The following is a 25,968-nucleotide window of genomic DNA, read 5'->3' as shown; positions in this document are numbered from 1 at the left end:
TAAATACACTCTCCTTTAGAATTTATCTTTTGTATATTTAGTTTTTATTCATCTTATCTTTTGTAATCCATTGATATTACTCAATTTCACAACACTATTATCCTTTTTTCAGTAAATGTTTTCAAGGACATTTGTCCTAAATTAATTTAAGTTTTTTTGTACAAGTTTACGTAAGTTTGAACTTCAATTTATATCTTTTCCTTATTTTATAAAATAATTTGCAAAATTATTCTTTATTTGATAACTTTTTAATATACTATCGATTTCATAAAATAAAAAGAAGGTATTATATATGATTAATAATTTAACATCACTTTTTAAAAAATATCCTAATAAATTTAAAATAAAAACTTTCAAAAAAAATGAGCCTATACTTATTCAAGGTAATCGACTTGATAATGTATATATATTAAAAGAAGGCACCGTAAAGCTGTGTTATTCTGATTTTGTAGGTACTACATATATGATAGATATTGAGTCTTCTGAATCAATTTTCGGCGAAATTGAGGCTCTTCAAAACAAACCTATCGGAGTAACAATAATTCCTTTAACCACATGTAAAACTCTACAGATAGATAAAGATATTTTTCTAGACTTAGTAAAAACAGATTTAGATATCTCTCTTGCATTAAATTACAACTTTTCCAACAGAATGTTTCAAAGTTGGGCAAGAGAAATGAGACATGTGACACTTCCATTAAAATATAGGGTTTTGTATTTCCTTATTACCATTGCTAAAAAGGATTTAGATGTTCCGATAACTAAAACTCTTTTAGTTGAAGGAATCGGCTCTAATATACGAAGTGTAAATCGTGTTTTAAAGGAACTTGTTGAGGAAAATTTAATAGATGTATCAAAATCTATTATATCCATTCCATCACTTTCTTTATTAGAAGACTATTTTGATAATTTAATTTAAAAAGAAAAAACAAAGGAATTTTTTCCTTTGTTTTTTATATGTTTTTCTGTATTTGATTCAATGTTTAGCTTCTCAAATATGTGTTGCTTTTTGTATTTTATTTTTCTACATATTCCAATATTGCTAAACTTATTATATCAATAACTTTCTTTTCTTTATTCTTCTTAAGATATTTATTTAGCTTATCATTAACCTCTTTATATAATCTTATAGATCTAGTTGTAGTTTCTTTTGTGTTCTTTATAGAAACAGTTTTTTCATCTGCTCTACCTTTTTGTTTTTCAACCATTTCTAGTCTTTTATCTAGGGCCTTAATCATCATTTTTAAATTTTCAAATTCATCTAATTGTATTTCATTTGCACTAATAACTTCTTCTGATTTTTCCTCAATTATAGCTACATTTTTTTCAACTTCTTTTCTACTGGCTTTTTCATCTACTTTTTTAATTTCTTTTTCAGTAGCTTTTTCATCTATTTTTTCTATTATCGGTAACTTTTCTTCGATTTTTATTTCTTTTTCAGCTTTATTATCAGTACCTTTTTCTTTTTTCTTCTTATTTTCTAGTTCTTTTCTAAGCTTTGCTATAGCTTCTTCAACTTTCCATTCACCTTCATAATTTTCTTCAATTTCAGTATTTTGCCCATCAATATCTATAGCACTAATGCTTATTTCCACATTATTTTCTTCTACTTTTTCTTCTTTATCTACACTTAATGCATCTATTCTCTCTATCTCTTTTTTCTTTGTTTCTTTATCTGTGTTCTTTTCTGTAATTATTTCATCTTTATTTTTTTCTTTTTTCTTTACAGCTTTTTTTGTATCTTTCTTTGTATCCTTTTTTGAATCATTTTTCTTCGCAGCAGTTTTTTTCTTTTCTTCTTTTTTTACAACAACTTCTTCGCCAGTCTCTTTTACATATATATTCTGCTCTTTATCATGAATATATCCATCTCTTTTTATTCTTGTTAAAACACTTGACCTAGCTAATCCTATTTCTTTACATATAGCAACACCACTTTTTCCCTTAGCTAAGCCTTTATTTAATATTTTCACTAATTCTTCTGTCTTATAATCATTTATTTTCATATGTTCCCCTCGATTACACTTTGTATTTTATTTGGTAATATAATAATATCATTTCTTAAAATAAAAATCATCAGTTCTTTTCTATTTGCGACATTTATTTTCCATAAAAAAAGAACTCAATCTTTAAAAATTGAGTTCTCTTTATGGCACCCCCAACAAGAATCGAACTTGTATCTATCCCTTAGGAGGGGACTATTCTATCCATTAAACTATGAGGGCCTATAATAAAATACTATTATAACTTTGCCCTTATGTCAAATGATTCCTGTAATTATTTTTCGATATTTTTTTTAGTTCGTATCACACTTACAACCAATGCAAGCACCGGAATTGACCCTAATATCGCTAATCCTGAAATCAACCATTCATGTAAATTAACTTTTGATAAAGAGAAAATTTCTCTTCCTATTGGTGTTACAAATGCTAATGCTATTATTCCACTCATTATAAGCCCTAAAGCTACTTTAAATGGTGTTAATGGTAAAGATACCTTAAATAGTATTACTATACTTACTCCTGCTAACATCAATACTGCTAATGTTTGTGATTTTTCCAAACTTACACCTGAATGATATGATATTAAAAATGTCCCTGTTACAAATAAAGATATTAAAATCCCATTTGGAATACTTGCCGTAAGTATTCTACCTAAGAAACCTTTCTTAACTCTATTTTTATTTGGTAATACTGCTAAAAATAAAGCAGGTATTCCTATAGCACAACTTCCTATAAGCGATAACTGAATAGGATCTATCGGGAATGGCATCATTAAAAGTGAAAATACTACAGCTAAAATTATTGAATAAGTAGTCTTTGATAAAAACAATTGAGCTACTCTTTCTAAGTTATTTATTTGTTGTCTTCCCTCTGCCACTACTTTTGGTAATGCATTAAAATTAGATGTCATTAATACTAATTGTGCTACTGATTTTGTCGCATCCGATCCATTTGCCATAGCGATTCCACAATCAGCTTCTTTTAATGCTAATACATCATTAACTCCATCTCCAGTCATTGCTACTGTGTGTCCTTTTGCTTGAAGTGCTTTTACAAAAGCCTTTTTTTGGTGAGGTGTTACTCTTCCAAAAACAGTATACTTCTCCATAGCTTCTTTAAGCCCCTCTTCACTATCTGGTAATTCTCTTGCATCTACATACTTTTCTGCTTCAAATACTCCAGCTCTTTGTGCTACTGCTGAAACAGTAACTGGATTATCTCCAGATATAACTTTTACAGCAACTCCTTCTTCATTAAAATACTTTAATGTTTCTGGTGCTTCTTTTCTAATAATATCTTCTATTAATATTAAAGCTAAAGGTTTTGTATCAAATAAATTTTCTACTTTAACTGTCTTCATTCCTGTTTTAGCTAAAGCAAGAACTCTTCTTCCCTTTTTAGCTTCTTCTTCTACCATTTCTTTTATTTCAAAATAATGCTCTCCCATAACTATCTCTGGCGCTCCTAATATAAAAGTTCCTTTTCCTTCTATAATAAGTCCACCCCATTTTCTCTTTGATGAAAAAGGCATTTTCTCTATTACTTGTACATCTGGTTTATCTTTGTATTTATCTAATATAGCTTGTTGAGTTGGGTTTTTACTTGGTAACTCATGAGCTAATGTTGCTAGTATACTATCAATTTCTTCTTGTGAATATTCTTTAGATAAGTCTTCCACACCAACTAAATTAAGTTTTCCTTCAGTTATTGTACCTGTTTTATCTACACAAAGTACATCTACCCTTGCTAAAACTTCAGTTGCTGAAAGTTCCTGAACTAAGGTGTCGTATTGAGACAACTTTATGATTGCAACTATAAATGTTGCACTTGTTAAAAGAACTAATCCTTCTGGAACCATTCCTATAATCCCTGATACTGTTCCTAATATAGCTGTATTAATATCACTCTTTATAAAAACTAGCTGACTTACAGCTAAAAGTATTCCTATAGGAACTATCATGACTAATAGTATTTTCAATATCTTATTTGTTGCATTTTGAAGTTCTGAGTTTGTTATCTTAAACTTTCTTGCTTCATCTGCAAGTTTTGATGAATAGGTATTAGCTCCAACTTTAGTTACCTTCATATATCCTTCTCCAGCAGTTACAAAACTCCCTGATAGCATATGATCACTTAACTTCTTATATATCGGATCTGCTTCACCTGTTAACATTGATTCATCCACTTCAATTTCATTACTTTTTACAAGCTCACCATCTGCTAAAATCTGATCTCCTACCGTTAAAAATACTATATCATCTTTTACTATTTCCTCTATACTTATAGATTTTTTAACGCCATTTCTCATTACATTACAATGTGCTTCACTTATTACAGATAATTTTTCAATTATGCTTTTAGCTTTAACTTCCTGAATAACTCCAATTAAACTATTTACAACAATAACACCTGCAAATATTGCATTTTTTGGAGATCCTGCAAATATTACTGCAGCTGCTAAAACTAAGTTTAAAGCATTAAACATTGTAAAGAAATTCGATCTAATTATTTGAGCAAATGTCTTTGATGGAGCTTTTTGAAGTATATTAACTTCGCCTCTCTTAACTCTTTCATTAACTTCATTATCAGTTAATCCAAAGACTTCATTCCTATCCTCTTCCATAGACCTACATTCCATACTAAAACTCCTTACAAAATATTTAGTTTTCCTAATTATATTGTACACATAAAATCTTAATTAATCCTTAAATTTTATTCCTTATAACATTTAATTCATTATTTATTTCCTCAAAAGTTTTATTTTTTTCTAGTTCTTCACATGAATTTAAATAACTATCTATTATCCCCGTTCTATATCCTTTATTTATCATCCATTCTTTCAGCTCAAATATATGCTTTTCTTCTCCCCTAGAGTTTATAACCCAATTTACATTCTCTTCAGCATTTTCCACAATACTTTTACCTATTTTTATTTTTTCTAAATCACTAAACTTTTTATTCTTAATAATATATATGTTATATCCATCTTGAGCTAAGCGTTCTAAAGTCTGCATTCCATTTGCAATATCCTCATTTTTATTTAGATATATTATGTATCCTGTCACACCTTTACGTTCTTTTCCTGTAATTTCTATATACTCTCTAAAGTTATGCACACTAATGTTATTGTTATCCACAATCTTTTTATAGTTTATCTCTGTTCCCTGTGAATAAACTTTCATTCCTTGATATAAAAAAATTATCCCAAGTATTAATGCGCTTATGTGTATAAATTTAAAAAAATATTTTTTCTTCAAAATTCTCACCTCTTCTGTATATGTTTTACCCACTTATTTTTAATTTAAAACCCCTAATCCCTTTAATTTTCCCTTTTTTTATAATATACTTTTGATTAGGCTTAATTTGTAATTTCAATAGGAGGAAAATTTTATGATTAGGACTATATTCTTTTATCCTTGTGTAGTATTAACTTTAATACTATCTTTTATAGCATCTTTTAGATATCGCTTTACAGATGCTAAACCAAGTGATAAAAAGTTTAATAAGAGTGTTTACGCCCTATCATCTACTTGGGCAAAACTTATGATGAAACTTAGCGGAGCACGAGTTAAAGTATATGGACAAGAAAAACTTAATGACGATGAAACTTATCTTTACGTTGGAAACCACCAAAGCAACTTTGATATTCCACTTTTAATGAGTGCTATCAAAGGCCCTAAAGGATTTATTGCCAAAAAAGAAATGGAGAATATTCCAATTCTTAGCTTTTGGATGAAAAAAATGCATTGTGTCTTTATGGATAGAACTAATATGAGAAAATCAGCAGAAGCAATTGTAAAAGGAATTCAAATCCTAAAAGCTGGACAATCTATGGTTATCTTCCCTGAGGGAACTAGAAGTAAAGGTGGTCCAGTTAAAGAATTTAAGGCAGGAAGCTTTAAATTAGCCCTTAAATCAAAAGTTAAAATAGTACCTGTTACTGTTAACGGTTCTTACAAACTTTTAGATGCTAATGGTGGTAAAATAGTTCCATCTGACGTTGAAGTATATTTACACGACCCAATAGATGTTACTCTTCTTTCAAAAGAAGAAATTGCTGACCTACATAATACAGTACGTAATATAGTGACATCTAAATTACCAGAAAATTTAAGATAATTTAAGTAAAACACTATGTTTTTTAACAGCGTGTTTTATTTTTATCTAAATTTATCTCTTAAACCAAAGGTCAAAGTTAGTCTAAGTCAACTACAAAATGCATCACATTTTTTATATTCTATTTTTTAACTTTTATGTATTTTATTTTCATATTGTAAAAAACTATTCGTATTTTATTTTTATCTTCTATTTCTCTCTTTTTTTATTTCATATTTACTTTAAAATTATTTACAGTTCTTTTAGTTCTAGTTTAGTAATCTTTGTTATAAAATATATACATAATCTTTTTTGAAAGGAGATGTTTTTATGTTTATGCAAAAATTATTAAGCAAAACTAGGCAAGCTATCAACGATTTCGATTTAATCCAGAATGGAGATAAAATTGCTGTTGGTCTTTCTGGTGGGAAAGATAGCTTAACCCTTTTACATATTCTTGATTCGTATAAAAAGTTCTCACCTGAAAAGTTTGAACTTATTGCTATCACTTTAAATCCTGGAGATGTAGATAATTCACCTCTTCACTCTCTTTGTAAGGAGCTTAATGTAGAATTTCATGAAATTCAAACTGATATTACTAAGATTGTCTTTGACATAAGAAATGAAAAGAATCCTTGCTCTCTATGTGCAAATTTAAGACGTGGAATATTAAATGATACTGCTAAGAAGTTAAATTGTAATAAGGTAGCTTTAGGACACCATAAAGATGATGCTATTGAAACTCTTACTATGTCCATGTTCTATGAAGGCAGAATCAATTGTTTCTCACCTAAAAGTTATATGGATAAGTATGACTTAACTTTAATCCGTCCTATGGTTTATATCGAGGAATATATGACTAAAAGAGCCGTACGTGAATATAATTATCCTGTTATCACCAATCCTTGTCCTGCTGATGGGAAAACTAATAGACAAGATATTAAGGAACTTATACGTACACTTGATAAACAAATGCCTGGATTTAAGAAAAATCTTTTTGGTTGTCTAAATAACTCTGACCAACTTTTCATTTGGGATAAGAATAAAGTTAAGAAAATGTAAATTTTATTTTTCTATTATGTTCCATATTTATTTTTTATTAATACTTATACCCTTATATTAGGACCATCTTTTGTAAATATCTTATCTAAAAAAAGAAAAATTTAAAAGTTTTATAACATTTATAACGTTGAAGTAAATTATTTATTTTAATATAATGAAATAAATATAAATATAATAATTAGTTTATACTAATATATAAATCTATTTATAGGAGAGTTAAATTATGAAAGAAATATTTTTAGCTGGTGGATGCTTTTGGGGAGTAGAGGAATTTATGTCTAGACTAGACGGTGTTACTTCCACTGAAGTAGGTTATGCAAATGGATTAACTGAAAATCCAACTTATGAAACTATCGAAGGTAGTGGATTTGTTGAAGTTTGCAAGGTTACTTATGATGAGACTTTAGTTTCTCTTAGAGAACTGCTTATTGAATTTTGGGGAATTATAAACCCAACTGTTGAAAACAGACAAGGAAACGACATCGGAACTCAATACCGTACAGGTATCTATTACACAAGAGAATCCGATATAGACACTATCCTGCTAACTAAAGATAATGAACAGGCAATTTACAGAAAGCCTATTGTTACTGAAATAAAACCTCTTATAAACTATTATAAGGCCGAGGATTATAATCAACATTATTTAAAAAAGAATCCTGATGGATATTGTCATATAGAATTAAATTAAAAAAAGACTGCGTTAGCAGTCTTTTTTTTGCAAAAATTTATAATAATTTTCTTATTCTGTCTCTTAATTTATAGGCTAATATAACACCTAATATAGATACTACTGCAAATTCACCAATAGCTACTTCAGACCCAACAACTAAGATTGAACCACCTTCTCCTGCTGGTAATACAAACTTAACTAACATCCAACCTATTATAAGTCCATTAAATATAACTGGCCATAATGAAGCTATAAACAGCTTAATTTTCTCACTACGGATATTAAGCTTACTAGTGAAATAAATCATTGTAACACTTACTAATGTTGCAAAAGATCCAATTATAGCATCTAAGAAAGACGATCCTAAAATATTAGCAATAAAACATCCTACCGTTAATCCTACAATATAAAATGGATCAAAATAAGCTAATAATACCATTACTTCTGATATCCTAGCTTGTATTGGTCCATAGCTTATAGGTGCTAATGCAAGTGTCCCCAATGCATATATAGCTGCTATTAAGGCTGAAATTACTATCCTTCTTGACTTATTATAATTTTCCATTAAAAAATCCCCCTATTAGAGATCGAACTTTCTAACGCCTCCAAAATAAAGATAAGTTTAACTTATCTATTGATTTTGTGGTCTAAAAATCAATAAAAAGGCAGAGTTAATAACTCTACGCATAATAATTTTCATTATTGTAAATTATATGCCTTAGTTTTTTTTAACGACAGGAGGCTTACGAACTGTCCATCTTCTATTTATTCCAAAGTCTATTCTATTTTAAATTCTCTTTAAAATCAAGGAGAAAGTAATTTTATATTATATTTCTATACTAAAATTCTTGCTAATGCCATTCCAACAACCACACCAATTAAACTTAATCCTAAATTAAGTATAATATTAACTATCCCTATACCTACTTGGCCTCCATTTAAAAGTCCTATTGTTTCATATGAGAATGTTGAAAATGTTGTAAGCCCTCCCATCATTCCTGTTGTTAAAAATAACCTGTTATTAGGTGATATAAGTGTAGTATCTAAACTTAACTGCATAACAAACCCAATTATTACTGCACCTAATATATTGGCTATAAGCGTTCCATAGGGAAACTGTGTTCCAAACCCCTTTGTAGCTCCCAATGAAATTATGTATCTAAGTGAAGCTCCTATAAAGCCTCCACACCCTACTATAATAACTAATAATATTTTTTGCATACTTTTCACCTCCTATTTTATTTTACTCATTTTAAAAATTCTAATACTATAAATTCTGCTTATTTTTATTATACAAAAAGAGCTCTTATAAAAAACTAATTAGTTTCTTATAAAAGCTCTTTTCATAGTGTAAAAATAAATTATATATATGTTTTATTATTTAAATGATAAAACAGTTACATTGTCTGTTATTGCAATTTTTCCTGTTTTTATCATAGGGGAAACTCCTTCAATAAGTTCATTTAACTTTTCTTGACTTAATACTAATGTTTCTATAACTATTGGTAACTTTCTAGCTGCTACCTCAAATATATCTAAGTGTAATTCTTTGCTTGTACCAAAACCTTCAATTCCTCTAAGCACTGTTGCTCCGGAAATATTTAGTTCTTCTAATTTTTCAATAATTGCTTTATATAATGGCTCATGTTTAAATTTGTCACTACCTTCAATAAATATCTTTACTAGTTTACCATTAACACTTTCCATTTCAATTCCTCCTTAAATATATTCTCTATACTAATAGTCTTGCAATTGTCATACCAACAACTACACCTATTAAACTAAGACCTAAATTTAGGCCAATGTTAACAACTCCAACTCCAAGTTCACCACTGCTTAAAAGCCCAATAGTTTCATATGAGAATGTTGAGAATGTTGTTAAACCTCCCATCATTCCTGTTGTTAAGAATAATCTCATGTTTGGAGACACCATTGCTGAATCTAAACTTAATTTCATTACAAATCCAATTATTATAGCTCCTAATATGTTTGCTATTAATGTTCCATAAGGAAAATGTGTTCCAAATGCTTTTGTGGCATTTAAAGATATTATGTATCTAAGCGCTGCCCCTATAAATCCTCCTGCTCCTACAAGAAGGACTAACGTTACCTTTTGCATAAATTTCACCTCATATGTAATTTTTTCCATTAAAAAACTAATGACCCCTGCAAATTTATTGTTACCTAAATAAACTTACAGGAGTCATTAGCTTTTACGCGGTTAAAGGTTAACTCCATAACCTATTGTTTCGTTTTACTTGTCTTTATTATATTATTAAAATCTCCTCTTTTCAATGAATAAAGAGTTAATAATTTATTACCATTTTTATGTTAATCTTCATATTTTTCTCTTTCTATATCACTAAGTTTTTCTTCTAGCGCATTCTCTTCTTCTTCTATCTTTATTTTAGTATTAGCTATAATTTCTTCATTTAAATTGATCTCATTTACTGCATCAATTACAAATCCATCTTCCATTGGAATTTGATTTTTATATTCATCTAAAAAAGCTTTTCCAACTTTTTCATTGACCTTTCTTATCTTTACCCTTGCCTCTTCTATCTCTTTTTTCAAATTAGCTATTTTTATTTTTGAATCCGCTTTTGCCGTTAATGTCTTTGATGTTGACGCAACATTTTTCCCTGCATCCTCTGCAAGATCTTTTACTTTATCAAAAAAACCCATAATAACAACTCCTCTATACTTTTTCTTTTATTATATAATACTACTACTCTTTTTTCATTATTCTTCTAACTTAATATTTCAACATAAAAATGCTTAATATGAAAAATTTCATATTAAGCATTTTAAATAATTGTTTTGATTTTAATAATTGAGCTTTATATTTTAAGTTTTATAATTGAGCTTTAATAATTATGATAAGAATAATTTCATATCATCTTCAACTGTTCCCATTCCTGCTATTCCAAAGTTTTCAACTAAAACTTTAGCTACATTTGGTGAAAGGAATGCTGGTAATGTTGGTCCTAAATGAATGTTTTTAACTCCTAAGTGTAATAATGATAATAATACTATTACAGCTTTTTGTTCATACCAAGCTATGTTATATGATATTGGTAATTCATTTACGTCATCTAATCCAAATACTTCTTGTAATTTTAATGCTATTACAACTAATGAATAAGAATCATTACATTGACCTGCATCTAGAACTCTTGGAATTCCACCGATATCTCCAAGGTTTAATTTATTATATTTATATTTAGCACATCCAGCTGTTAATATAACAGTATCTTCAGGTAATTGTCCAGCAAATTCTTTATAGTAATCTCTTGATTTAGCTCTTCCATCACATCCAGCCATTACAAAGAATCTTTTTATAGCTCCAGTTTTAACTGCATCTACAACTTTATCAGCTAAAGCAAGTACTTGATTATGCGCAAATCCACCAACGATTTGTCCATTTTCTATTTCTGTTGGAGCTTCACATTTTTTAGCTAATTCGATGATTTCTGAGAAATCTTTAGTTCCATCTTCTTTAATTTCTATATGAGTACATCCTTCATATCCAACTGCTCCAGTTGTAAATATTCTGTCTCTGTAAGCATCTTTAACAGGTGTAATACAGTTAGTAGTCATTAAGATTGGTCCATTAAATGTAGTGAATTCTTTATCTTGTAACCACCAAGCGTTTCCGTAGTTACCAGCAAAGTTTTCATATTTTTTGAATGCTGGGTAGTATTGTCCTGCTAGCATTTCACCATGAGTATAAACATCTATTCCAGTTCCTTGAGTTTGTTCAAGTAACATTTCTAAGTCTTTTAAATCATGTCCTGAAATTAATATTCCTGGATTTTTTCTAACTCCGATATCAACTGTAGTTATTTCTGGATGACCATAGCTTTCTGTATTAGCTTTGTCTAAAAGAGCCATTCCATCAACACCAAATTTACCAGCTTCTAAAGCTAATGCTGTTAACTCATCACCACTTAATCTATCATCTAAAGTTTTAACTAAAGCTTCTGCCATAAATGCATGAATATTATCATCATCAAATCCTAAGTTCATAGCATGTTTCATATATGCTGACATACCTTTTAATCCATAGATTACAAGTTCTCTTAAACTTCTTATATCTTCATTTTCAGTTGATAAAACTCCAACTTCTTCTGCTTTCTTTAAGAACTCATCTGAAGTTCCAGCAATCCATGTTGCACATCCTCTTAAGTCTTCTCCAACTGGATTTCCACCTTTAGCTTCTACTTCTTCTTTTAATTCTTCTCTTAAAGATAAAGTTTCTTTAACTCTTTCTTCAATAGCTTTAAAATCAAAGTTTGCATTAGTTATTGTTATAAATAAATTTTCTGTTATGTACTTATCAACTATTTTACTAGTTACTCCCACTTTTCTTCCTTCTACAGCTACTGTAGCTAATCCTTTAGTTACAAATACTAATAAATCTTGTATTTTTGCAACATCTTCAGTTTTACCACATACACCTCTTACAGTACACCCTGTACAACCTGCTGTTTCTTGACATTGAAAACAAAACATTCCCATCTTCATATTCCTCCATTTATTTAAAACTTTCGTCTGTATTTTTATTTAACTTATGTACTTAGTATAACTTGTCTTTATTTAATACTCCGTAACTTAAGTTACATATGAAAATACATTTTTAACTTTCTTTTAATTACCTTATTTCTTTTAAAATGCACTATTTAAAAGAGTATAATATTTATAAACTATTTAGGAAGTGATTATATGAATTTAAACATTTCTCTAATAAATCAATATAAAGGTCTCCCGAAAGAAATTTATATTATTTTTATTAGTAGAGTAATAAATGCTCTAGGTGCTTTCATAGGACCTTTATTAACTCTTATTCTTACTGTTAAAATAGGACTTTCTACAGAATATGCTGGGCTTATAATTACCTTAATTGGTGTTATTACTCTACCTGCGACTATGATAGGTGGAAAACTCGCTGATACTTATGGTAGAAAAAAACTATTTGTTATTACTCAATCAATTGCTTGTATCTTATTTTTTTCCTGCGGTATATTTCCAATGACTATTTATACTACTGCTATTTTAGCAGCTGCTTGCTTTGTTTCAGACTTAGGAAGTCCTGCTTTAAGTGCAATGATTTATGATTTAACAACACCAGAAAACAGGACACGTTGTTCTTCTTTAAACTATCTCGGTTGGAATTTAGGGTTCGCTATTGCCCCCATTTTAGGTGGATTCTTACTTAATAATCATATTTTTTTATTATTTTTATTCGACTCATTTACCACTATAATAAGCATAATTTTAATAGTCTTATTTATTAAAGAAACTAAAGATAATTCTCTTCTTAAAGTTACCGATACTGATAGACATTTAGAGCAAGCTACTGAAGGAAGTATCTTTAAAATCCTCTTAGAAAGAAAAGTCTTAATTTTTCTCTCTTTAATAATGTTATTTTTAAACTTTGGATATGATCAATGGGGATTTTTATTACCAATAGAAATGACAAAGCTATACGGCTCCTTTGGAGCAGCTCACTATGGTTTTATAGCTAGTTTCAATGGAATTATTGTAGTTTTATTTACACCTTTCTTAACAAAAATATTAAGTCAAACTAAAAACTTAAAAAATATATTTATAGGAGCACTATTCTATGCACTAGCATTAATAATCTTTACGCTATTCTCAAATCTATTTTTTATCTTTTTAGCAATGTACTTCTTAACCCTTGGAGAAATTATTCTTTCAACAAATGTACCAACATATATGGCAAATCGTACACCTAAAAGTCATAGAGGCAGACTTAGTGGAATAATCCCTATTATTTCTGGATTAGGTTATATAGTCGGTCCTACACTTACAGGAGCTTTATTAAAATATAATTCTTATAATTTTGTATGGTTTTTAACATTTATAATAGTAATAATATCAACTATGTTTATACCTCTTCTAAGACGTTATGAACTAAAAAAAGATATATAAATCTTCAAATGAAAAGAACTCACCTTCAAAAGGGAGTTCTTTTCTCATTCTTATATATCAATCTCTAAATTATTTTCTTTACACCATTTTTCTGCTAATAATTTTTCTCTTTCCTCTCTAAAATCATACCATTCAATACCTTTTCCTAATCCATCTATCTTATCTCTCAATTGTTTTACATCAAATTCTCGTTTTATTTCTTGAATAGATTTATCATTAAAAGACTCTTTATCATTATCCTTTATAAATTCTATCATCATACCTTCTTCATCTATTTCTTCTTTAGTTGGTAATCTTAGATAATCTTCTGCATTCTTTTCTAAATCATATAAATTCTGAACAATCTCTCTTTCCCACTCTTCAAGTTCAGCTATTCTTTCAATATCATTAGCCTTGTACTTTGAAGTGCTCTCATCTTCCTTATATATAATTATTCCTGTCTTCTTATTATAATAATGAGTAAGTAAATCTCCTTCAAACTCAATACATTCTATAACATCATTTAAATTAGCTTTCATAATTAACCCTCCCTCAATGTGTACTATTAATAACTATACCATCTTTTCTTAATTTATATACAGTTACTCTATAATACTTATATTTTTGTATCTGTATATATTATTAAATCCACCAAGTAAAAACAAAATTATAATAAATGGATACCCTCCTGAGGAAATTAAAAATGTTGTAATTTGCATATTCACTAAATTTAAATTAACTAATATACTTAAAATAATTTCTATTACAATTACAGATCCAATTATAAGAGCTAAGGATTTATAATATCTATTCTTTATACTTCCAGCTGTTTTTATAATCCTAAAACTGAAATATAATAACCCTATTATTATAAGTATACCAAATAAGATTCCATAACTCCCAATCGCTGAAACTATAGGGAAATTTGAATTTATAAATGGATTAGTGTGTACATTTCTCCCTATTATCTTTGATGTTTTTAAAATAGTCTCCACTAATCCTGAATTTACACTCTTAACTGTTAAATATCTAAATCCGATTTCTATAAATAATATTATCTCCACTATAAATGGTACAGTAAGACTTTTTATATTCTCACTATTTATATAAATAATAATAAGTAAAGGAATACTGTAGCAAAGATATAATGGTACATATTTAGTTTTATAAACTATAAAAAATAGAGGGGCAACTTCTAAAAATAATACAATCAATTTTTGTTTCTTTGTAACTATATTAAACTTCTCATAAATTGAAACTATCGAAACTAAAAAACATATCGGCGCTATAGATAAAATTGGTGCTCCTACACCACCTAATAAGAACCATGGTGCAAAGTTTAAAACACTCCTACTTCCTAAAACCAATATAATTCCAAGAATATAAAATAAAATATATAATTTCCTTATATATTTTATTTTAAATTTATATCCTATAAAAAAGAATATCATTCCAATCCCTATCCAAAGCAAATCATTAATTGCAAATCTATTTAAACTTCCTTTATAATCATTATTAGCAAGAAAATTAGTAAAAGAAATCGTCCCCCAAAAACCTATTATCCCTAAAAATAAAATAATTCCAATAAGCTTTAAATCAAATTTTTCTTTATGGACTTCATTTAATTCTTGTCCTAATTTTTCACTATCTCCAACGGATTGCAACGCTTTATCAATAGCCTCTTTTTGTGGAATACCTCTTTTTACATACATTTCTACTAACTCATCTATATGATTTCTCAATTCTTTTTCTATTTCAAAGCAAGCCTTTTTATTTCTTACAAATCTACAGACATCTTTTAAATATGCATCAATTAAATCCATGAAAATTCCTCCTTTAAAGCAATCTTCTTTCCACCTCTTAGTTTTTCCACAATTGATTTTCTTTCTTCTAAATAAGCTTTCCCCTTCAAATCTATAAAATAATACCTTCTTTCAAATTTCCAGTAAGATTTTATCAAGCCTTCATTTTCTAATCTATGAAGCATTGGATAAATAAGCCTCTCTCTTTCCTTTAATTTATCTTTAGTTAAAATTAACAACTCCTTACTTATCTCAACTCCGTAGCTTTCCTTACGATTAAGTATTAACAATAAAAGTATCTTTAAATTGTTTTTTAATTCATCCTCTTCAATTTTCATCTTAATATTATTAAACATTCTATCTTTATCAAATAAATCTTTATCTATAATCTCTTTAATTTTTCTCTCATCCATCATTACTCCTCCTTAAATACTATTTTCAATTCTTTAATAGTTCTATATAACCTATTTTTCACATTTGATTCACTCATCTTAAGCTTTTTACTAATATCTACTATCTTCATATCAAACTTAAAATACATCATAAAAATTTTAAAAGTTAAAATATCCTTTTCTTTCAAGTAATCATAAATATCTTCACATAAAATTTTAGATTCTATATCAATACTTTCTTCCGACTTCATATTTAACTCTTTAGTTAATGAAAATATAGGTATGTTATTTTTCAAAACTCCCATTAGCCCATAAGTTTTAAAAATCTCATTCTTTATAATTTTAAATAAATATCTTCTATAGTCTTTTATTTCATTCTTATCCATAGCCTTATATAAATTAAAATACGAATTTTGAATTATATCTTGAACATATTCCATATCTCTACATTTCGAAACAATATATTTTAAAGCTTCATTGTAAGTTTCATCATATATTTCTCTTAGCCGTTCCTCTTTTAATTTAATCAAAACTTCCTCCCCTTCCCTTAAAGCATCCTACATTTTTAATGATACTAATATTCAGATATTTGTTTCAAATTTCATATTAACAATTTGTAAATCTCTATTTATTATTCAACAAAAAAATACTATCAGCTTCTGCTGATAGTATTTTCTACTTATTACATTAAAATATTTCTATCTATAATATTACCTTACCTAAAGTTATTATTTTGCTTCATACATCTTATTTTCTGCTCCGATAAATACTTGAGCAATTTCTCCATAAGCTTTTCCCCAAGCTTCAATTACTTCATCAGTTGCAGCATCACCTAATACTGTTTTAATAGCTCTTAATAGGCATTCTCCAACGATTGGATAATGTTCTGCTTTAACTTTTGAGTTCACATGAACATGTCCTATTTTTTCTACTGCTGGTGCTAATACTGATAAATCATCAATATTTTGAGCTGCAGCTAAAACTGTCATAGCTAATGCTTTTGGTTGTGCTCCTGATTTTTGTTTATCCATGTTAAACATCCCTTTAACTTCTGGATATCTTTCAAACATATCATTGTAAAATGCAGTAGTTATTTCTACTCCATGTTCTTTTAAAACTGGTACTGTACTTTTAACTATGTCTTTTGTTTTTTGATCTAACATAATAACATCTCCCTTGTGACTAATTGTTATTCTTTAATATTTATTCTTTAAATTTAATATATCACATCCATTTTAAATGTGCAAGTTAAATGCACATTTAAATTTTTCCATATATTTTTTCTTATTTTCATTTTATAATAATCTAAATAGGAGGTAATGTTTATGCAACTTTCAAAATTTAGTGATTATGCTTTTAGAGCTTTAATGTATTTAGCTTTAAATACAGAAAAACTTTGTAATATAGAAGAAATGGCTAAAGATTTAGATATATCTGAACACCATTTAAAGAAAATAATAAATAAATTAGCAAAAACAGATTTCGTTCTTTCTATAAAAGGTAGAAATGGTGGAATCAAACTTGGTATGTCCCCTAATGAAATAAATCTTGGGGAAGTTTTAAAAATTACAGAAGATAATATGAATATTGTAGAATGTTTTAAAAACAAAGATTCATGTCCTTACTTTTGTAATAGCTGTAAACTAAAATTTATCATTAATGATGCAAAAGATAAATTTTTTCAAGAGTTTTCAAACTACACTCTTGCAGATGCTTTATAATAAAATAAATTTCATATACATAAAAAGATTCTAAAAACACTACGCCTTTAGAATCTTCTTTTTATTTATAATAATTTTATACATAAAATTATTATAAATATTATTATGAGACCATAGTACATCCACTTAGCAAATTGAGTGATTACTCTCTTTTGCTTTCTCTCTATCTTTTCTTCTTTCACACCTTTTTCTCTCAATAATTTATATAATTCCGGCAACCTAGATTCATTTATTTTTTTAGTACTATAAATAAATATTCTTCCATTAGTTATTTCATCTACAACATTAATAAGCATATAATAGATTTTTAAAGTTTCTCCTTCAAACTTTAAAGAATCTTTTAAATAACAACTCTTTATATCTTCAATAGAATATTCCTTAACCTCTACTAGCCTAAAAAAGTTATCTAACTTATATAATTTTAATCCACTTTCTTTTAAATAAATTCTATAATATTGTGTTCCTCCCATATCCATATAATCTGGAGCTGCATTTCTTATTGTTGCTGTACATAAATCTTTATATAAATATTCAGGATTCTCTTTATCCAATTCTTTTAAAACAAGCTCTCTAATAACTCCAACATCTTTTATTCCATATACTGCTTTTCCCCTTAATAAATCACTTATATTATTTAACTTTAAAATAGCATCACCACTTATATCTACCTTTATTCCATTATATTTTTTATAATACCATTTTAAAGTTTCCTTTAACTGTTCTATCTCTTTATCTAATACACCTTTATTTTTCAAATCTTTAATATTGTCATCAGTTAAATATGCCTTCATTTTACACACACCCCTCTTCCTTTCCCATTAATTTATCAATTACTAAAAAGAATACAGTTTGTATGTATACAACTTCAATAATAAATACTATTCCAAATGTGACAATTGATAATAATATTATAGGTAATAACATGATAATCATCTTTACAATATCATCTATATTTTTAAAAACTAATTCTACACTAATTATAATTCCCTCTACAATTCCGCATTCTTTCTTTTCAATTACATATATTATAGCTGCTCCAATTACCATGACAACAAAGGATACTCCAATACAAATAGCAATACTTAATACGTTACCCTTCCATAATAAACTTCCTAAATAATACCCTACAATTTGTGTTGCAAAAGTTATTATAAAAGTTTTTGATGTTAATGGAAATCCTATTTTAATTTTTCCTCTCTTTATCATATTTATTATATTTAAATAAAATGCTATCGCAAAAAAACTTTGCACAAAACACATTACTATTAGTAATAAAAACTTTTCATACTTATCTACCATAGTCCTTGTTAAGACATTAAAAACTCCTTGAGTAACTCCAATTGGTAAAACACATAACAATAATGCCATTAAAAATCTATCTATACCTACCGAATCCTTTCCTTCTGATGTAATCAAATCCTTTGCTTCCTTTTTTAAATCTACAAAATCAATTCCCGTTTTTCTAATTTCCCTTTCCATTTTAATCCCACCTTTTCTTTATTCTTCAGTCCATTTTTTTAGTAATTCATTTAACTCTTTAGCATCTTCTTTATCTTTCTTCGCAGTAATCCATTCTTTAATTACAACAATTAAAATCCAAATAATATTTCCTACAACAATAATCTGCCATTCAATAATTCCAAGTTTTAAATATATAAAATATAATGGTAATAAAAGTATTGTTTGCACTAAAGTTTTTTTCTTCAATGTCCCTCCTTCCTGTGTATAAATATATTCACAACCAAATAAATAACCTAAACTTATTACTGGAATAAAATCAAGCAAGAAAAATTGTTCCATCCCTATGCTTCCCTTCTGAGCTAATTGAAAAAATATTAAAATCTGTCCAATTACTATCCCTAACGGTAATGCCTTTTTAAAATACTTTAAATATTCCTTAATAAACATCTTATCTTCCTCCCATACCTATAAACTCTTTTACCTTTTTTACATATCGCCTCGAAATGGGTTCTGTTTTCTCATTTATTAAGTTAATTACCAATCCTCCATTTTTTGCCTCTATACTCTTTATCTTCTTTACATTTACAATAGCAAATTTAGACACTCTAACAAATGCTGTGTCTATAACCGTTTCTTCAATCTCATAAAGTTTCATCTTGATTTCTAAAGATTTATCCAATGTATCGAATTTAACCTTTTGATCTTCACTATAAAATCTAACTACATCACTTAACTTAATTATAAAAACTTTACCTCCTTCTTTTCCAATAACCTCATTTACACCACTATTAATTCTCTCCGCTATATCCCTTACCTCTTCACTCATAAGCGGAGCCTTTATTACTATCTCTATTTCTTCATAAACTTGATTAATATCAAACTCAACTTTCATCTTATTCTCCTTAGTATTTATAGTTAAATTATACAACTTTGGTGTTTTTTTATAAATCACTCTTCTTCGAAAGGTCATTTTATTTAGATATCCGGTTATTTTTTATTTACTATCTGAAAAATTCTTTCATTTTAAATAATTTCTTCTTACCTTTTATTCTCTTTAAAAATACAAAAAACTAACAAAATTTTATTTTGTTAGTTTTTTTATTTATATATATTTACTTTTTAATTATCATTAAAATAATTTTATAGCATCCCATAATGAATTATATATTTTTACTAAATACTATTAAATCTATATCCTGATCCCCATATAGTTTCTATATACTCTGGATTAGTTGTATCTTTCTCTATTTTCTTTCTAAGCTTTTGTATATGCACTGCAATAGTAGCCGTATCTCCAAAATAATTTTCATCCCAAATATTTTCTAAAAGTTGCTCTTTTGTAAAAACTATATTAGGATTTGAAGCTAAAAATACTAATAATTCATATTCCTTTGTAGTCATTAAAATCTCTTTTCCATCTACATAAACTTTATGAGAATCCCTATGAATTTCTAATCCTTTTATACTTATAATCTCATGATTAACTCGTTTCCCCATTAATCTTTCATATCTAAAAATATGTGATTTCACTCTAGCTACTAACTCATTAGGACTAAATGGCTTAGTTAAATAATCATCTGCTCCATATCCAAGACCTTTAATCTTATCTATGTCTTCGGTTCTTGCAGAAACTATTATAATCGGCACCTCAAATTTTTTTCTTATCTCTTTAACTATTTCAAATCCACTTTTATTAGGTAACATTAAATCTATAACAATTAAATCATAAATTCCAAGCATAGCTTTCTTTAATCCAACTGCTCCATCATTAATAACCTCTACCCCATATCCATTCATCTCTAAATAATCTTTTTCAAGCTCAGCAATATTCAAATCATCTTCTATTATCAATATTTTACTTGCCATCAATTTCATCTCCCTCGTTATAAATAGGTAATTGTATAGTAAAGCTAGTTCCAACATTAACTTCGCTACTTACATATATTTCACCATTATGTGCATCAATAATCTCCTTTGTTATAGCTAACCCAAGTCCTGTACTATTAAAATCTTTTGTTCTTTCTTTATCAACTCTATAAAATCTTTTGAAAATTTTATCAACACTCTCTTCTTCTATTCCATATCCATTATCTGAGATAGTTATAAATATATTATCTAAATTACTATATAAACTTATTTCTATTTTTAAATCTTCTCGTCCTTGCCCATACTTTATTGCATTATCAATTATATTTCTTAATGCTCTATACAGCCTTTTCCCATCAATATTTACAAAAGTCTCTTCCTCTATTCCTAATGAATATTCAAATCCTATTTGCTTTTCTTCTAAAATAAAATAAAATTCTTCTACAATATCCTCTATATACAGTTTAATATTAGTTTTATTAAATACAAACTCTAATTTTTGCATGTCTAACTTAGAAAATAAAAATAAATCATCTATAAGCCTATTCATATACGCTGCATTGCTCTTTATAACCTTTAAATAATTATCAACATTTTCTTCTGGTACAACTTTCTCCAAAAGACCTTCAACATAACCATTTATACTAGTAATAGGTGTTTTTAAATCATGGGATATATTAGTTATTAAAGATTTTCTATTTTCCTCATAATCTTTTTTCACCTTTTCTGCTTCCTCAAGCCTTCTTGCCATTTCATTAAACTCATTAGTTAAAAGTCCTACCTCATTGATTTCAGTAGCCTCTAATCTTACACTATAATCTCCTTCAGCAATCTTTCTTACTCCACCTTGTAGTTTTGACATTGGATTTACAAATCTTTTTTCCATTCTAGAAATCATATAAATTATAGTTCCCTCATTAATCAATAAAATTAAAACAATAATTACTGTTGCCACCTTAAATCCAATAACTTTCAATAAAAATAATATAATAACCAATGTAACAATAAGTGTAATTTTTCTAAATATCCTAATATATTTAGAAAGAAAAAATAACTCATTCATTTTTCTATGAAAATTTTTTCTATCTTCATGCATCATCTTTTTATGCCTTTTTAAACCTTTATGTAATTTTTCATAATCAGATCTATGCATATGATGCCTATCATGTCTGTGCTCATGCATATCTTTTACTCCTTTTTTAATTTATCAACCTTAAATTTTAATATTTATCCTCTCACTCTATTGCTAGACTCTACTCTCTATTATAACAACATCTCACTTTTTCTTTCTATACAAACCTTAATCCTATATATACAATCTACATTTTATAATATAATCAATTTCATCTTTATAATCTAATCTTATCTTTTATACTTGATTTTTTTATACTTGATTCTCTCTTTATACTTGATTCTCCCTTTATACTTGATTCTTTCTTTATAGTTGGCTCTCTCTTTATAAAATCTATATTCATTCTATATAATTTCAATCTCATCTTTATATAATCTATATCTTATTCTATAGAAGCCTAATACCAACTTATGTAATTTAACTCATCCTCATGCTTCTTCTGTTACCCTTTCACTTTGATATAAATAAAATTAGGCTATATCAATGATATAGCCTAATCTAATAAATCTATTCTCTAGATTACATATTAATAATTTAATTCAGCATTAAATTCTACTTCTTTTTCACCATTTGCTTTGATATTTACAGATTGAATTTCAAAATCTTTATTTATAGTTAATTTTAACATAACTTTATCATAGTTACCGTGACATACTTCTTTAAATATAGCATGTTTAACTTTAATTAACTCTTTTAAATCTTCACATTCACATTTATGCATACATTCTTTTTTATCACCCATAGCTTCATGCATTGCTTTCATCTTTTCAACTTTTTTATCTAACATTTCTTTGATATCTAATTGAATAACTTTTTCGTCTCCATTTTCAATAAGTTCCATATCATTTAATGTCTTAAATAACATCTCTAATTTAGCAAATTTATTTTTCTTACATTTTCCATGATGTCCGTGATGACCATGATGATGTTCATGCATCTTATTAAAATCTAAATCTTTTTTAACTGACTTAGTAACTTGTACATCTTCAGTGTTTACTACAATATTAGCATCAATTTTCATAGTTTTATTTTCTACATCTTTTTCAAAGTTATTAGTTACATTAGCAAATTCAACATCCTTTGACTTTCCTACAAATGAAACATTTCCTTTTATATTATTTTTTCCCTTCATTGTTTTTGACATTCTATATAATACTTCTAATTTATTCATTTCTAATTCCTCCTAAGAATTTAATTCGTTTTGTTTCTATGAGTTAATTATAGTAAGTATCTATAAAATTCAAATAATCTAATTATAAAAAAAGTATAAAATTATATAAATAAATTTTAAAATTAAAATCTATCTCTCATTCATTAACTTTTACAACTTCTTTGTCTAAAATTTTTCTGAACCATCTTTCTTAATCCTATTCTAAATTCTACTTTTAAAATTCCCTATAATATATCAACCACCCTATCCCTTATCAGTTTTCCTATACTCTATCACTTTCCTATAATCTATCCTACTTCTTTCTATCTGTCTATTCTCTCTGCTTAGCTATATCCATCTATCTCTCTATTTCTTTCTATCCATCTATTTCTTTCTATCCATCTATTTTTCTTTCTACTTCTTTCTATCCATCTATCTTTCTTTCTACTTTTCTCTATCTATTAATTTTGCTCTCCTCTACCCACGAATTTCCCTTTAATCTATTACTTCCTCTCTACCCATCGACCAAACTCCAGCCTCTCAATTACTTTCATCAATCATTTTCTAACTGATCAACTTCTCTAAATAAAGCTTTCCTTCATTTCTATAATATAGAAATGGTAAATTTATTAAATAAAATAAATTTATCCTTTCTTCTAACTATATATATCCCATAGTAACCCACCTATCAAAAAAACTACAAATAATAGTATCATTTCTCTTTCAAAATAAAAAACATTTATAATTTACTATATAAAAAAAGAAGAACTCTTCTTTTATAGTAAAATCAAAAAGTTCTTCTTTTCCTCAAACAAACATCTCCTATTTTTTATAAATTATTTTTACATAGACTCGTTTATCTCATATAAATAAAAGACATCTACTAATATAATTCGTCTAGCTTTAACCTCAAATTCAGTTTATAAACTATTCAACTATAGCTTTTCTGATACCTTCCATATCCTTTTCATTAATTAATTGGAATCTATATTTCTGTCCACAATCAGGATATTTTCCTCTATCTACTTCACTTAAAAACATTTCTTTAGGTCTAACAAATATTCCAAACTCTCCATATAACGCTTTATATAGAACCATCTCTTCCTGTGTTTCACTATGATACGCTATATCAATAACTAAATATAACTTTCCTTTAAAATGTTTAACTACTTTTCCTTTTAGTTCTTCAAAATTTCTTTCCATATTCTTTATCCTTTCCTCATTAAATATCTAAAATAAATAGTATTCTCATATTTAAAGATACTATTTATTACTACTAACAATTTTAAAAATAATTTACTTAAATAGCAAGCAAATTATTTTCTATCAACCCAAAACAACCGATTTTTTTATCCTTAATAAAAAACTATCTTTCTTTTAATAATAAAAGATCGCCCCTTTACTCTCTCCAAACTTTAAACTTAATGCTATTTTATATTAATTACTCTATATCTATTCAACATCCCAAAACTAATAGCTTATTCAATAAACAAAATACTAATTATTTCTATTATTTCTTATAGCAATAATTTTTTCACTAATTCAACTAATTAATCTTTATTATTTCAACAAAAATCAAATCTCTTTTAGTCTCCAAAATGCTGCTGAACTTTTTCACTCTCTCTTGGATAATTTTATATTCAATACAGACTAATCAATACTATTCTATTAATCAAAAACAAATGATTTCGCAAATGCAAAAAATTCTCTAACATACATATTAGGAATCAAATACCATTCTGTATTACTAGTATATAGCTCAATATTACTATATCCATTTCTCTTTGCTAACATATTACTTCTCATAGCATGAAAATCTGTAGTTATTATTGTTACATTCAGCTCATTACTAACTTCATGATTTAACTTATTTCTGATAACTTCTTCCGAATATATTAAATTTTCTGATGTACTAGTTGATTTATCTTCTTTAATAATCCTACTTTCATCAATTCCCTCATTCATCAAATATGCTTTCATAGCCTCAGCTTCAGTAATATCTTCTCCTGGTCCCTGTCCTCCACTAACTATAATTTTACCGGCATAATTAGTATTTTCAATATATTTTATAGTAGTATCTAGTCTATGTTTCAATGTTAAACTTGGTGTAGTACCTCGAAGTCCTGCACCTAAAACTATTACTAAATCTGCTTTTTCCAAACTCTTCTTAGGAAACATTATAATAGCTCCTTCTAATAAGATAAAAGAACCAACTATAAACAATAATATTACTTTTATTACTCCTAAATTTTTCTTAATCAATCCTAAACTCATTATCCATTTATATTTTAAAAATATAAATAAACAAATAATTCCCCCTATCAAAAATATTTCACTAAAATAAATACGTCCTCCTAGAAAGTTTGCTAACCCAAAATATCCTACTGATAAAGCACCAATAATTCCCCATAAATATCTCATAAATCATCCTCCCATAAAAAGCATATCACACATCCAAAGCAACACAACCATTTTTTAACAAATAACCTGAACTCAAATCTTTTTTTCACTCATAATAAAAATAATTTAATTTTAATTAAAATCGCCCTCATTTCTTTATAATTAAAATATACCTCAAAAAAAGAGCCAGTAATAAATTACTAACTCATTTTCAATTAAAAGAACAAAAAAACCAGTAGATAACTACTGGTTTTTCCTATGTTTTCACTTGGCAATT

Annotated in this window: 30 protein-coding genes, 1 tRNA gene and 1 riboswitch; of the genes, 6 read left to right on the top strand and 25 right to left on the bottom strand. The window is 27.3% G+C overall.

The features are described from left to right. Positions 1-292 precede the first annotated feature (292 nt). Positions 293-919 (top strand): Crp/Fnr family transcriptional regulator, encoded by a 627-nt coding sequence (locus Q0W06_RS11240; protein ID WP_297635309.1) that lies wholly within the window; start codon positions 293-295, stop codon positions 917-919. Between the two features lie 97 nt (positions 920-1,016). Here the strand turns inward: Q0W06_RS11240 and Q0W06_RS11235 are convergent, their stop codons facing one another. The 4 genes from Q0W06_RS11235 to Q0W06_RS11220 all read right to left on the bottom strand — a co-directional run bounded on the left by Q0W06_RS11235 (position 1,017) and on the right by Q0W06_RS11220 (position 5,260). After that, positions 1,017-2,006: a hypothetical protein gene (locus Q0W06_RS11235; RefSeq protein ID WP_297635306.1), complete on the bottom strand. Its 990-nt coding sequence runs from the start codon at positions 2,004-2,006 to the stop codon at positions 1,017-1,019. A gap of 144 nt (positions 2,007-2,150) precedes the next feature. After that, positions 2,151-2,225, bottom strand: a tRNA-Arg gene (locus Q0W06_RS11230). A gap of 52 nt (positions 2,226-2,277) precedes the next feature. Then, positions 2,278-4,641, bottom strand: a complete 2,364-nt coding sequence (locus Q0W06_RS11225; RefSeq protein WP_297635304.1) for an HAD-IC family P-type ATPase — start codon at positions 4,639-4,641, stop codon at positions 2,278-2,280. 67 nt (positions 4,642-4,708) lie between these two features. Beyond that, positions 4,709-5,260 (bottom strand): hypothetical protein, encoded by a 552-nt coding sequence (locus Q0W06_RS11220; protein WP_297635301.1) that lies wholly within the window; start codon positions 5,258-5,260, stop codon positions 4,709-4,711. Between the two features lie 133 nt (positions 5,261-5,393). Between Q0W06_RS11220 and Q0W06_RS11215 the strand changes: the two genes are divergently transcribed. The 3 genes from Q0W06_RS11215 to msrA all read left to right on the top strand — a co-directional run bounded on the left by Q0W06_RS11215 (position 5,394) and on the right by msrA (position 7,851). Next, on the top strand, positions 5,394-6,122 hold the full coding sequence (locus Q0W06_RS11215) for a lysophospholipid acyltransferase family protein (protein ID WP_297635297.1): 729 nt from the start codon (positions 5,394-5,396) through the stop codon (positions 6,120-6,122). Between the two features lie 312 nt (positions 6,123-6,434). Continuing rightward, a complete protein-coding gene (locus Q0W06_RS11210; RefSeq protein WP_297635361.1) occupies positions 6,435-7,160 on the top strand; it encodes an ATP-binding protein in 726 nt (241 codons plus the stop codon). A gap of 223 nt (positions 7,161-7,383) precedes the next feature. Next, positions 7,384-7,851, top strand: a complete 468-nt coding sequence (msrA, locus tag Q0W06_RS11205) for a peptide-methionine (S)-S-oxide reductase MsrA (RefSeq protein ID WP_297635295.1) — start codon at positions 7,384-7,386, stop codon at positions 7,849-7,851. Positions 7,852-7,888: 37 nt separating this feature from the next. On the opposite strand, the gene Q0W06_RS11200 is transcribed toward msrA, so the two are convergent. The 6 genes from Q0W06_RS11200 to hcp form a co-directional block, all read right to left on the bottom strand. Continuing rightward, positions 7,889-8,398, bottom strand: coding sequence for a QueT transporter family protein (locus Q0W06_RS11200; protein ID WP_297635293.1), 510 nt, complete (start codon positions 8,396-8,398; stop codon positions 7,889-7,891). A gap of 269 nt (positions 8,399-8,667) precedes the next feature. After that, complete coding sequence (gene crcB / locus Q0W06_RS11195) at positions 8,668-9,054, bottom strand: fluoride efflux transporter CrcB (protein ID WP_297635291.1); 387 nt, start codon at positions 9,052-9,054, stop codon at positions 8,668-8,670. 156 nt (positions 9,055-9,210) lie between these two features. Continuing rightward, positions 9,211-9,540 carry a DUF190 domain-containing protein gene (locus tag Q0W06_RS11190; RefSeq protein WP_297635287.1) on the bottom strand — a complete coding sequence of 110 codons (330 nt, stop codon included), beginning with the start codon at positions 9,538-9,540 and terminating at the stop codon, positions 9,211-9,213. A gap of 25 nt (positions 9,541-9,565) precedes the next feature. Beyond that, a complete protein-coding gene (gene crcB, locus Q0W06_RS11185) occupies positions 9,566-9,952 on the bottom strand; it encodes a fluoride efflux transporter CrcB (protein WP_297635284.1) in 387 nt (128 codons plus the stop codon). A gap of 71 nt (positions 9,953-10,023) precedes the next feature. After that, positions 10,024-10,084: riboswitch (Fluoride riboswitch) on the bottom strand. Positions 10,085-10,164: 80 nt separating this feature from the next. Then, positions 10,165-10,518 (bottom strand): hypothetical protein, encoded by a 354-nt coding sequence (locus tag Q0W06_RS11180; RefSeq protein WP_297635281.1) that lies wholly within the window; start codon positions 10,516-10,518, stop codon positions 10,165-10,167. A gap of 189 nt (positions 10,519-10,707) precedes the next feature. Beyond that, a complete protein-coding gene (gene hcp, locus Q0W06_RS11175; protein WP_297635278.1) occupies positions 10,708-12,354 on the bottom strand; it encodes a hydroxylamine reductase in 1,647 nt (548 codons plus the stop codon). A gap of 204 nt (positions 12,355-12,558) precedes the next feature. On the opposite strand from hcp, the gene Q0W06_RS11170 reads away from it, so the two are divergent. Beyond that, the gene (locus Q0W06_RS11170; protein WP_297635275.1) at positions 12,559-13,788 is read left to right on the top strand and encodes an MFS transporter; all 1,230 of its coding nucleotides are present in this window, start codon (positions 12,559-12,561) and stop codon (positions 13,786-13,788) included. A 50-nt stretch (positions 13,789-13,838) separates the two neighbouring features. On the opposite strand, the gene Q0W06_RS11165 is transcribed toward Q0W06_RS11170, so the two are convergent. From Q0W06_RS11165 to Q0W06_RS11145, 5 genes are all read right to left on the bottom strand, one after another. Further along, a complete protein-coding gene (locus tag Q0W06_RS11165; protein ID WP_297635272.1) occupies positions 13,839-14,306 on the bottom strand; it encodes a hypothetical protein in 468 nt (155 codons plus the stop codon). A 63-nt stretch (positions 14,307-14,369) separates the two neighbouring features. Beyond that, positions 14,370-15,590 carry a permease prefix domain 1-containing protein gene (locus Q0W06_RS11160; RefSeq protein WP_297635269.1) on the bottom strand — a complete coding sequence of 407 codons (1,221 nt, stop codon included), beginning with the start codon at positions 15,588-15,590 and terminating at the stop codon, positions 14,370-14,372. After that, positions 15,581-15,982, bottom strand: coding sequence for a helix-turn-helix transcriptional regulator (locus tag Q0W06_RS11155; protein ID WP_297635266.1), 402 nt, complete (start codon positions 15,980-15,982; stop codon positions 15,581-15,583). Before Q0W06_RS11155 ends, Q0W06_RS11160 begins: the two co-directional genes overlap by 10 nt. Positions 15,983-15,984: 2 nt before the next feature. Then, a complete protein-coding gene (locus Q0W06_RS11150) occupies positions 15,985-16,491 on the bottom strand; it encodes a sigma-70 family RNA polymerase sigma factor (protein WP_297635263.1) in 507 nt (168 codons plus the stop codon). A gap of 198 nt (positions 16,492-16,689) precedes the next feature. Next, positions 16,690-17,124 carry a globin domain-containing protein gene (locus Q0W06_RS11145; RefSeq protein WP_297635260.1) on the bottom strand — a complete coding sequence of 145 codons (435 nt, stop codon included), beginning with the start codon at positions 17,122-17,124 and terminating at the stop codon, positions 16,690-16,692. A gap of 162 nt (positions 17,125-17,286) precedes the next feature. Between Q0W06_RS11145 and Q0W06_RS11140 the strand changes: the two genes are divergently transcribed. Further along, entirely contained in the window at positions 17,287-17,682 is a 396-nt protein-coding gene (locus Q0W06_RS11140; protein ID WP_297635257.1) for an Rrf2 family transcriptional regulator, read from the top strand. Positions 17,683-17,747: 65 nt separating this feature from the next. Here Q0W06_RS11140 and Q0W06_RS11135 read toward each other — a convergent pair whose 3' ends face one another. From Q0W06_RS11135 to Q0W06_RS11090, 10 genes are all read right to left on the bottom strand, one after another. After that, positions 17,748-18,473, bottom strand: coding sequence for a hypothetical protein (locus Q0W06_RS11135; RefSeq protein WP_297635254.1), 726 nt, complete (start codon positions 18,471-18,473; stop codon positions 17,748-17,750). 1 nt (position 18,474) lies between these two features. After that, on the bottom strand, positions 18,475-19,161 hold the full coding sequence (locus tag Q0W06_RS11130; protein ID WP_297635252.1) for a hypothetical protein: 687 nt from the start codon (positions 19,159-19,161) through the stop codon (positions 18,475-18,477). Positions 19,162-19,179: 18 nt separating this feature from the next. Next, a complete protein-coding gene (locus tag Q0W06_RS11125) occupies positions 19,180-19,590 on the bottom strand; it encodes a hypothetical protein (protein ID WP_297635249.1) in 411 nt (136 codons plus the stop codon). A 1-nt stretch (position 19,591) separates the two neighbouring features. Continuing rightward, entirely contained in the window at positions 19,592-20,035 is a 444-nt protein-coding gene (locus tag Q0W06_RS11120; RefSeq protein ID WP_297635247.1) for a LytTR family DNA-binding domain-containing protein, read from the bottom strand. Between the two features lie 281 nt (positions 20,036-20,316). Next, entirely contained in the window at positions 20,317-21,009 is a 693-nt protein-coding gene (locus Q0W06_RS11115; protein WP_297635244.1) for a response regulator transcription factor, read from the bottom strand. After that, a complete protein-coding gene (locus tag Q0W06_RS11110; RefSeq protein ID WP_297635241.1) occupies positions 20,999-22,192 on the bottom strand; it encodes a HAMP domain-containing sensor histidine kinase in 1,194 nt (397 codons plus the stop codon). The genes Q0W06_RS11115 and Q0W06_RS11110 overlap by 11 nt, the downstream gene beginning before the upstream one ends. 166 nt (positions 22,193-22,358) lie before the next feature. Beyond that, complete coding sequence (locus Q0W06_RS11105; RefSeq protein ID WP_297635238.1) at positions 22,359-22,505, bottom strand: hypothetical protein; 147 nt, start codon at positions 22,503-22,505, stop codon at positions 22,359-22,361. 162 nt (positions 22,506-22,667) lie between these two features. Beyond that, positions 22,668-23,312 (bottom strand): hypothetical protein, encoded by a 645-nt coding sequence (locus Q0W06_RS11100; protein WP_297635235.1) that lies wholly within the window; start codon positions 23,310-23,312, stop codon positions 22,668-22,670. A 906-nt stretch (positions 23,313-24,218) separates the two neighbouring features. Next, a complete protein-coding gene (locus Q0W06_RS11095; RefSeq protein ID WP_297635230.1) occupies positions 24,219-24,494 on the bottom strand; it encodes a DUF1653 domain-containing protein in 276 nt (91 codons plus the stop codon). Positions 24,495-24,959: 465 nt separating this feature from the next. After that, entirely contained in the window at positions 24,960-25,712 is a 753-nt protein-coding gene (locus Q0W06_RS11090; RefSeq protein ID WP_297635227.1) for a YdcF family protein, read from the bottom strand. Positions 25,713-25,968 lie beyond the last annotated feature (256 nt).

Origin of the sequence: uncultured Clostridium sp. (assembly GCF_947072515.1) — a bacterium.
In the GTDB taxonomy this organism is placed as follows: domain Bacteria; phylum Bacillota; class Clostridia; order Clostridiales; family Clostridiaceae; genus Clostridium.
Note: the sequence above shows the minus strand (reverse complement) of the source record. Positions and strands in the feature narration are given on the sequence as shown.

Coding starts and splice junctions, on each gene's coding strand:
- msrA (WP_297635295.1), top strand. CDS start 7,384: ATGAAAGAAATATTTTTAGCTGGTGGATGCTTTTGGGGAGTAGAGGAA.
- Q0W06_RS11215 (WP_297635297.1), top strand. CDS start 5,394: ATGATTAGGACTATATTCTTTTATCCTTGTGTAGTATTAACTTTAATA.
- Q0W06_RS11155 (WP_297635266.1), bottom strand. CDS start 15,982: ATGGATGAGAGAAAAATTAAAGAGATTATAGATAAAGATTTATTTGAT.
- Q0W06_RS11190 (WP_297635287.1), bottom strand. CDS start 9,540: ATGGAAAGTGTTAATGGTAAACTAGTAAAGATATTTATTGAAGGTAGT.
- crcB (WP_297635284.1), bottom strand. CDS start 9,952: ATGCAAAAGGTAACGTTAGTCCTTCTTGTAGGAGCAGGAGGATTTATA.
- Q0W06_RS11100 (WP_297635235.1), bottom strand. CDS start 23,312: ATGAATAAATTAGAAGTATTATATAGAATGTCAAAAACAATGAAGGGA.
- Q0W06_RS11170 (WP_297635275.1), top strand. CDS start 12,559: ATGAATTTAAACATTTCTCTAATAAATCAATATAAAGGTCTCCCGAAA.
- Q0W06_RS11160 (WP_297635269.1), bottom strand. CDS start 15,590: ATGGATTTAATTGATGCATATTTAAAAGATGTCTGTAGATTTGTAAGA.
- Q0W06_RS11240 (WP_297635309.1), top strand. CDS start 293: ATGATTAATAATTTAACATCACTTTTTAAAAAATATCCTAATAAATTT.
- Q0W06_RS11125 (WP_297635249.1), bottom strand. CDS start 19,590: ATGTTTATTAAGGAATATTTAAAGTATTTTAAAAAGGCATTACCGTTA.
- Q0W06_RS11110 (WP_297635241.1), bottom strand. CDS start 22,192: ATGCATGAGCACAGACATGATAGGCATCATATGCATAGATCTGATTAT.
- Q0W06_RS11140 (WP_297635257.1), top strand. CDS start 17,287: ATGCAACTTTCAAAATTTAGTGATTATGCTTTTAGAGCTTTAATGTAT.
- Q0W06_RS11235 (WP_297635306.1), bottom strand. CDS start 2,006: ATGAAAATAAATGATTATAAGACAGAAGAATTAGTGAAAATATTAAAT.
- Q0W06_RS11225 (WP_297635304.1), bottom strand. CDS start 4,641: ATGGAATGTAGGTCTATGGAAGAGGATAGGAATGAAGTCTTTGGATTA.
- Q0W06_RS11135 (WP_297635254.1), bottom strand. CDS start 18,473: ATGAAGGCATATTTAACTGATGACAATATTAAAGATTTGAAAAATAAA.
- crcB (WP_297635291.1), bottom strand. CDS start 9,054: ATGCAAAAAATATTATTAGTTATTATAGTAGGGTGTGGAGGCTTTATA.
- Q0W06_RS11165 (WP_297635272.1), bottom strand. CDS start 14,306: ATGAAAGCTAATTTAAATGATGTTATAGAATGTATTGAGTTTGAAGGA.
- Q0W06_RS11200 (WP_297635293.1), bottom strand. CDS start 8,398: ATGGAAAATTATAATAAGTCAAGAAGGATAGTAATTTCAGCCTTAATA.
- hcp (WP_297635278.1), bottom strand. CDS start 12,354: ATGGGAATGTTTTGTTTTCAATGTCAAGAAACAGCAGGTTGTACAGGG.
- Q0W06_RS11105 (WP_297635238.1), bottom strand. CDS start 22,505: ATGAGATTGAAATTATATAGAATGAATATAGATTTTATAAAGAGAGAG.
- Q0W06_RS11095 (WP_297635230.1), bottom strand. CDS start 24,494: ATGGAAAGAAATTTTGAAGAACTAAAAGGAAAAGTAGTTAAACATTTT.
- Q0W06_RS11210 (WP_297635361.1), top strand. CDS start 6,435: ATGCAAAAATTATTAAGCAAAACTAGGCAAGCTATCAACGATTTCGAT.
- Q0W06_RS11120 (WP_297635247.1), bottom strand. CDS start 20,035: ATGAAAGTTGAGTTTGATATTAATCAAGTTTATGAAGAAATAGAGATA.
- Q0W06_RS11115 (WP_297635244.1), bottom strand. CDS start 21,009: ATGGCAAGTAAAATATTGATAATAGAAGATGATTTGAATATTGCTGAG.
- Q0W06_RS11090 (WP_297635227.1), bottom strand. CDS start 25,712: ATGAGATATTTATGGGGAATTATTGGTGCTTTATCAGTAGGATATTTT.
- Q0W06_RS11130 (WP_297635252.1), bottom strand. CDS start 19,161: ATGGAAAGGGAAATTAGAAAAACGGGAATTGATTTTGTAGATTTAAAA.
- Q0W06_RS11145 (WP_297635260.1), bottom strand. CDS start 17,124: ATGTTAGATCAAAAAACAAAAGACATAGTTAAAAGTACAGTACCAGTT.
- Q0W06_RS11180 (WP_297635281.1), bottom strand. CDS start 10,518: ATGGGTTTTTTTGATAAAGTAAAAGATCTTGCAGAGGATGCAGGGAAA.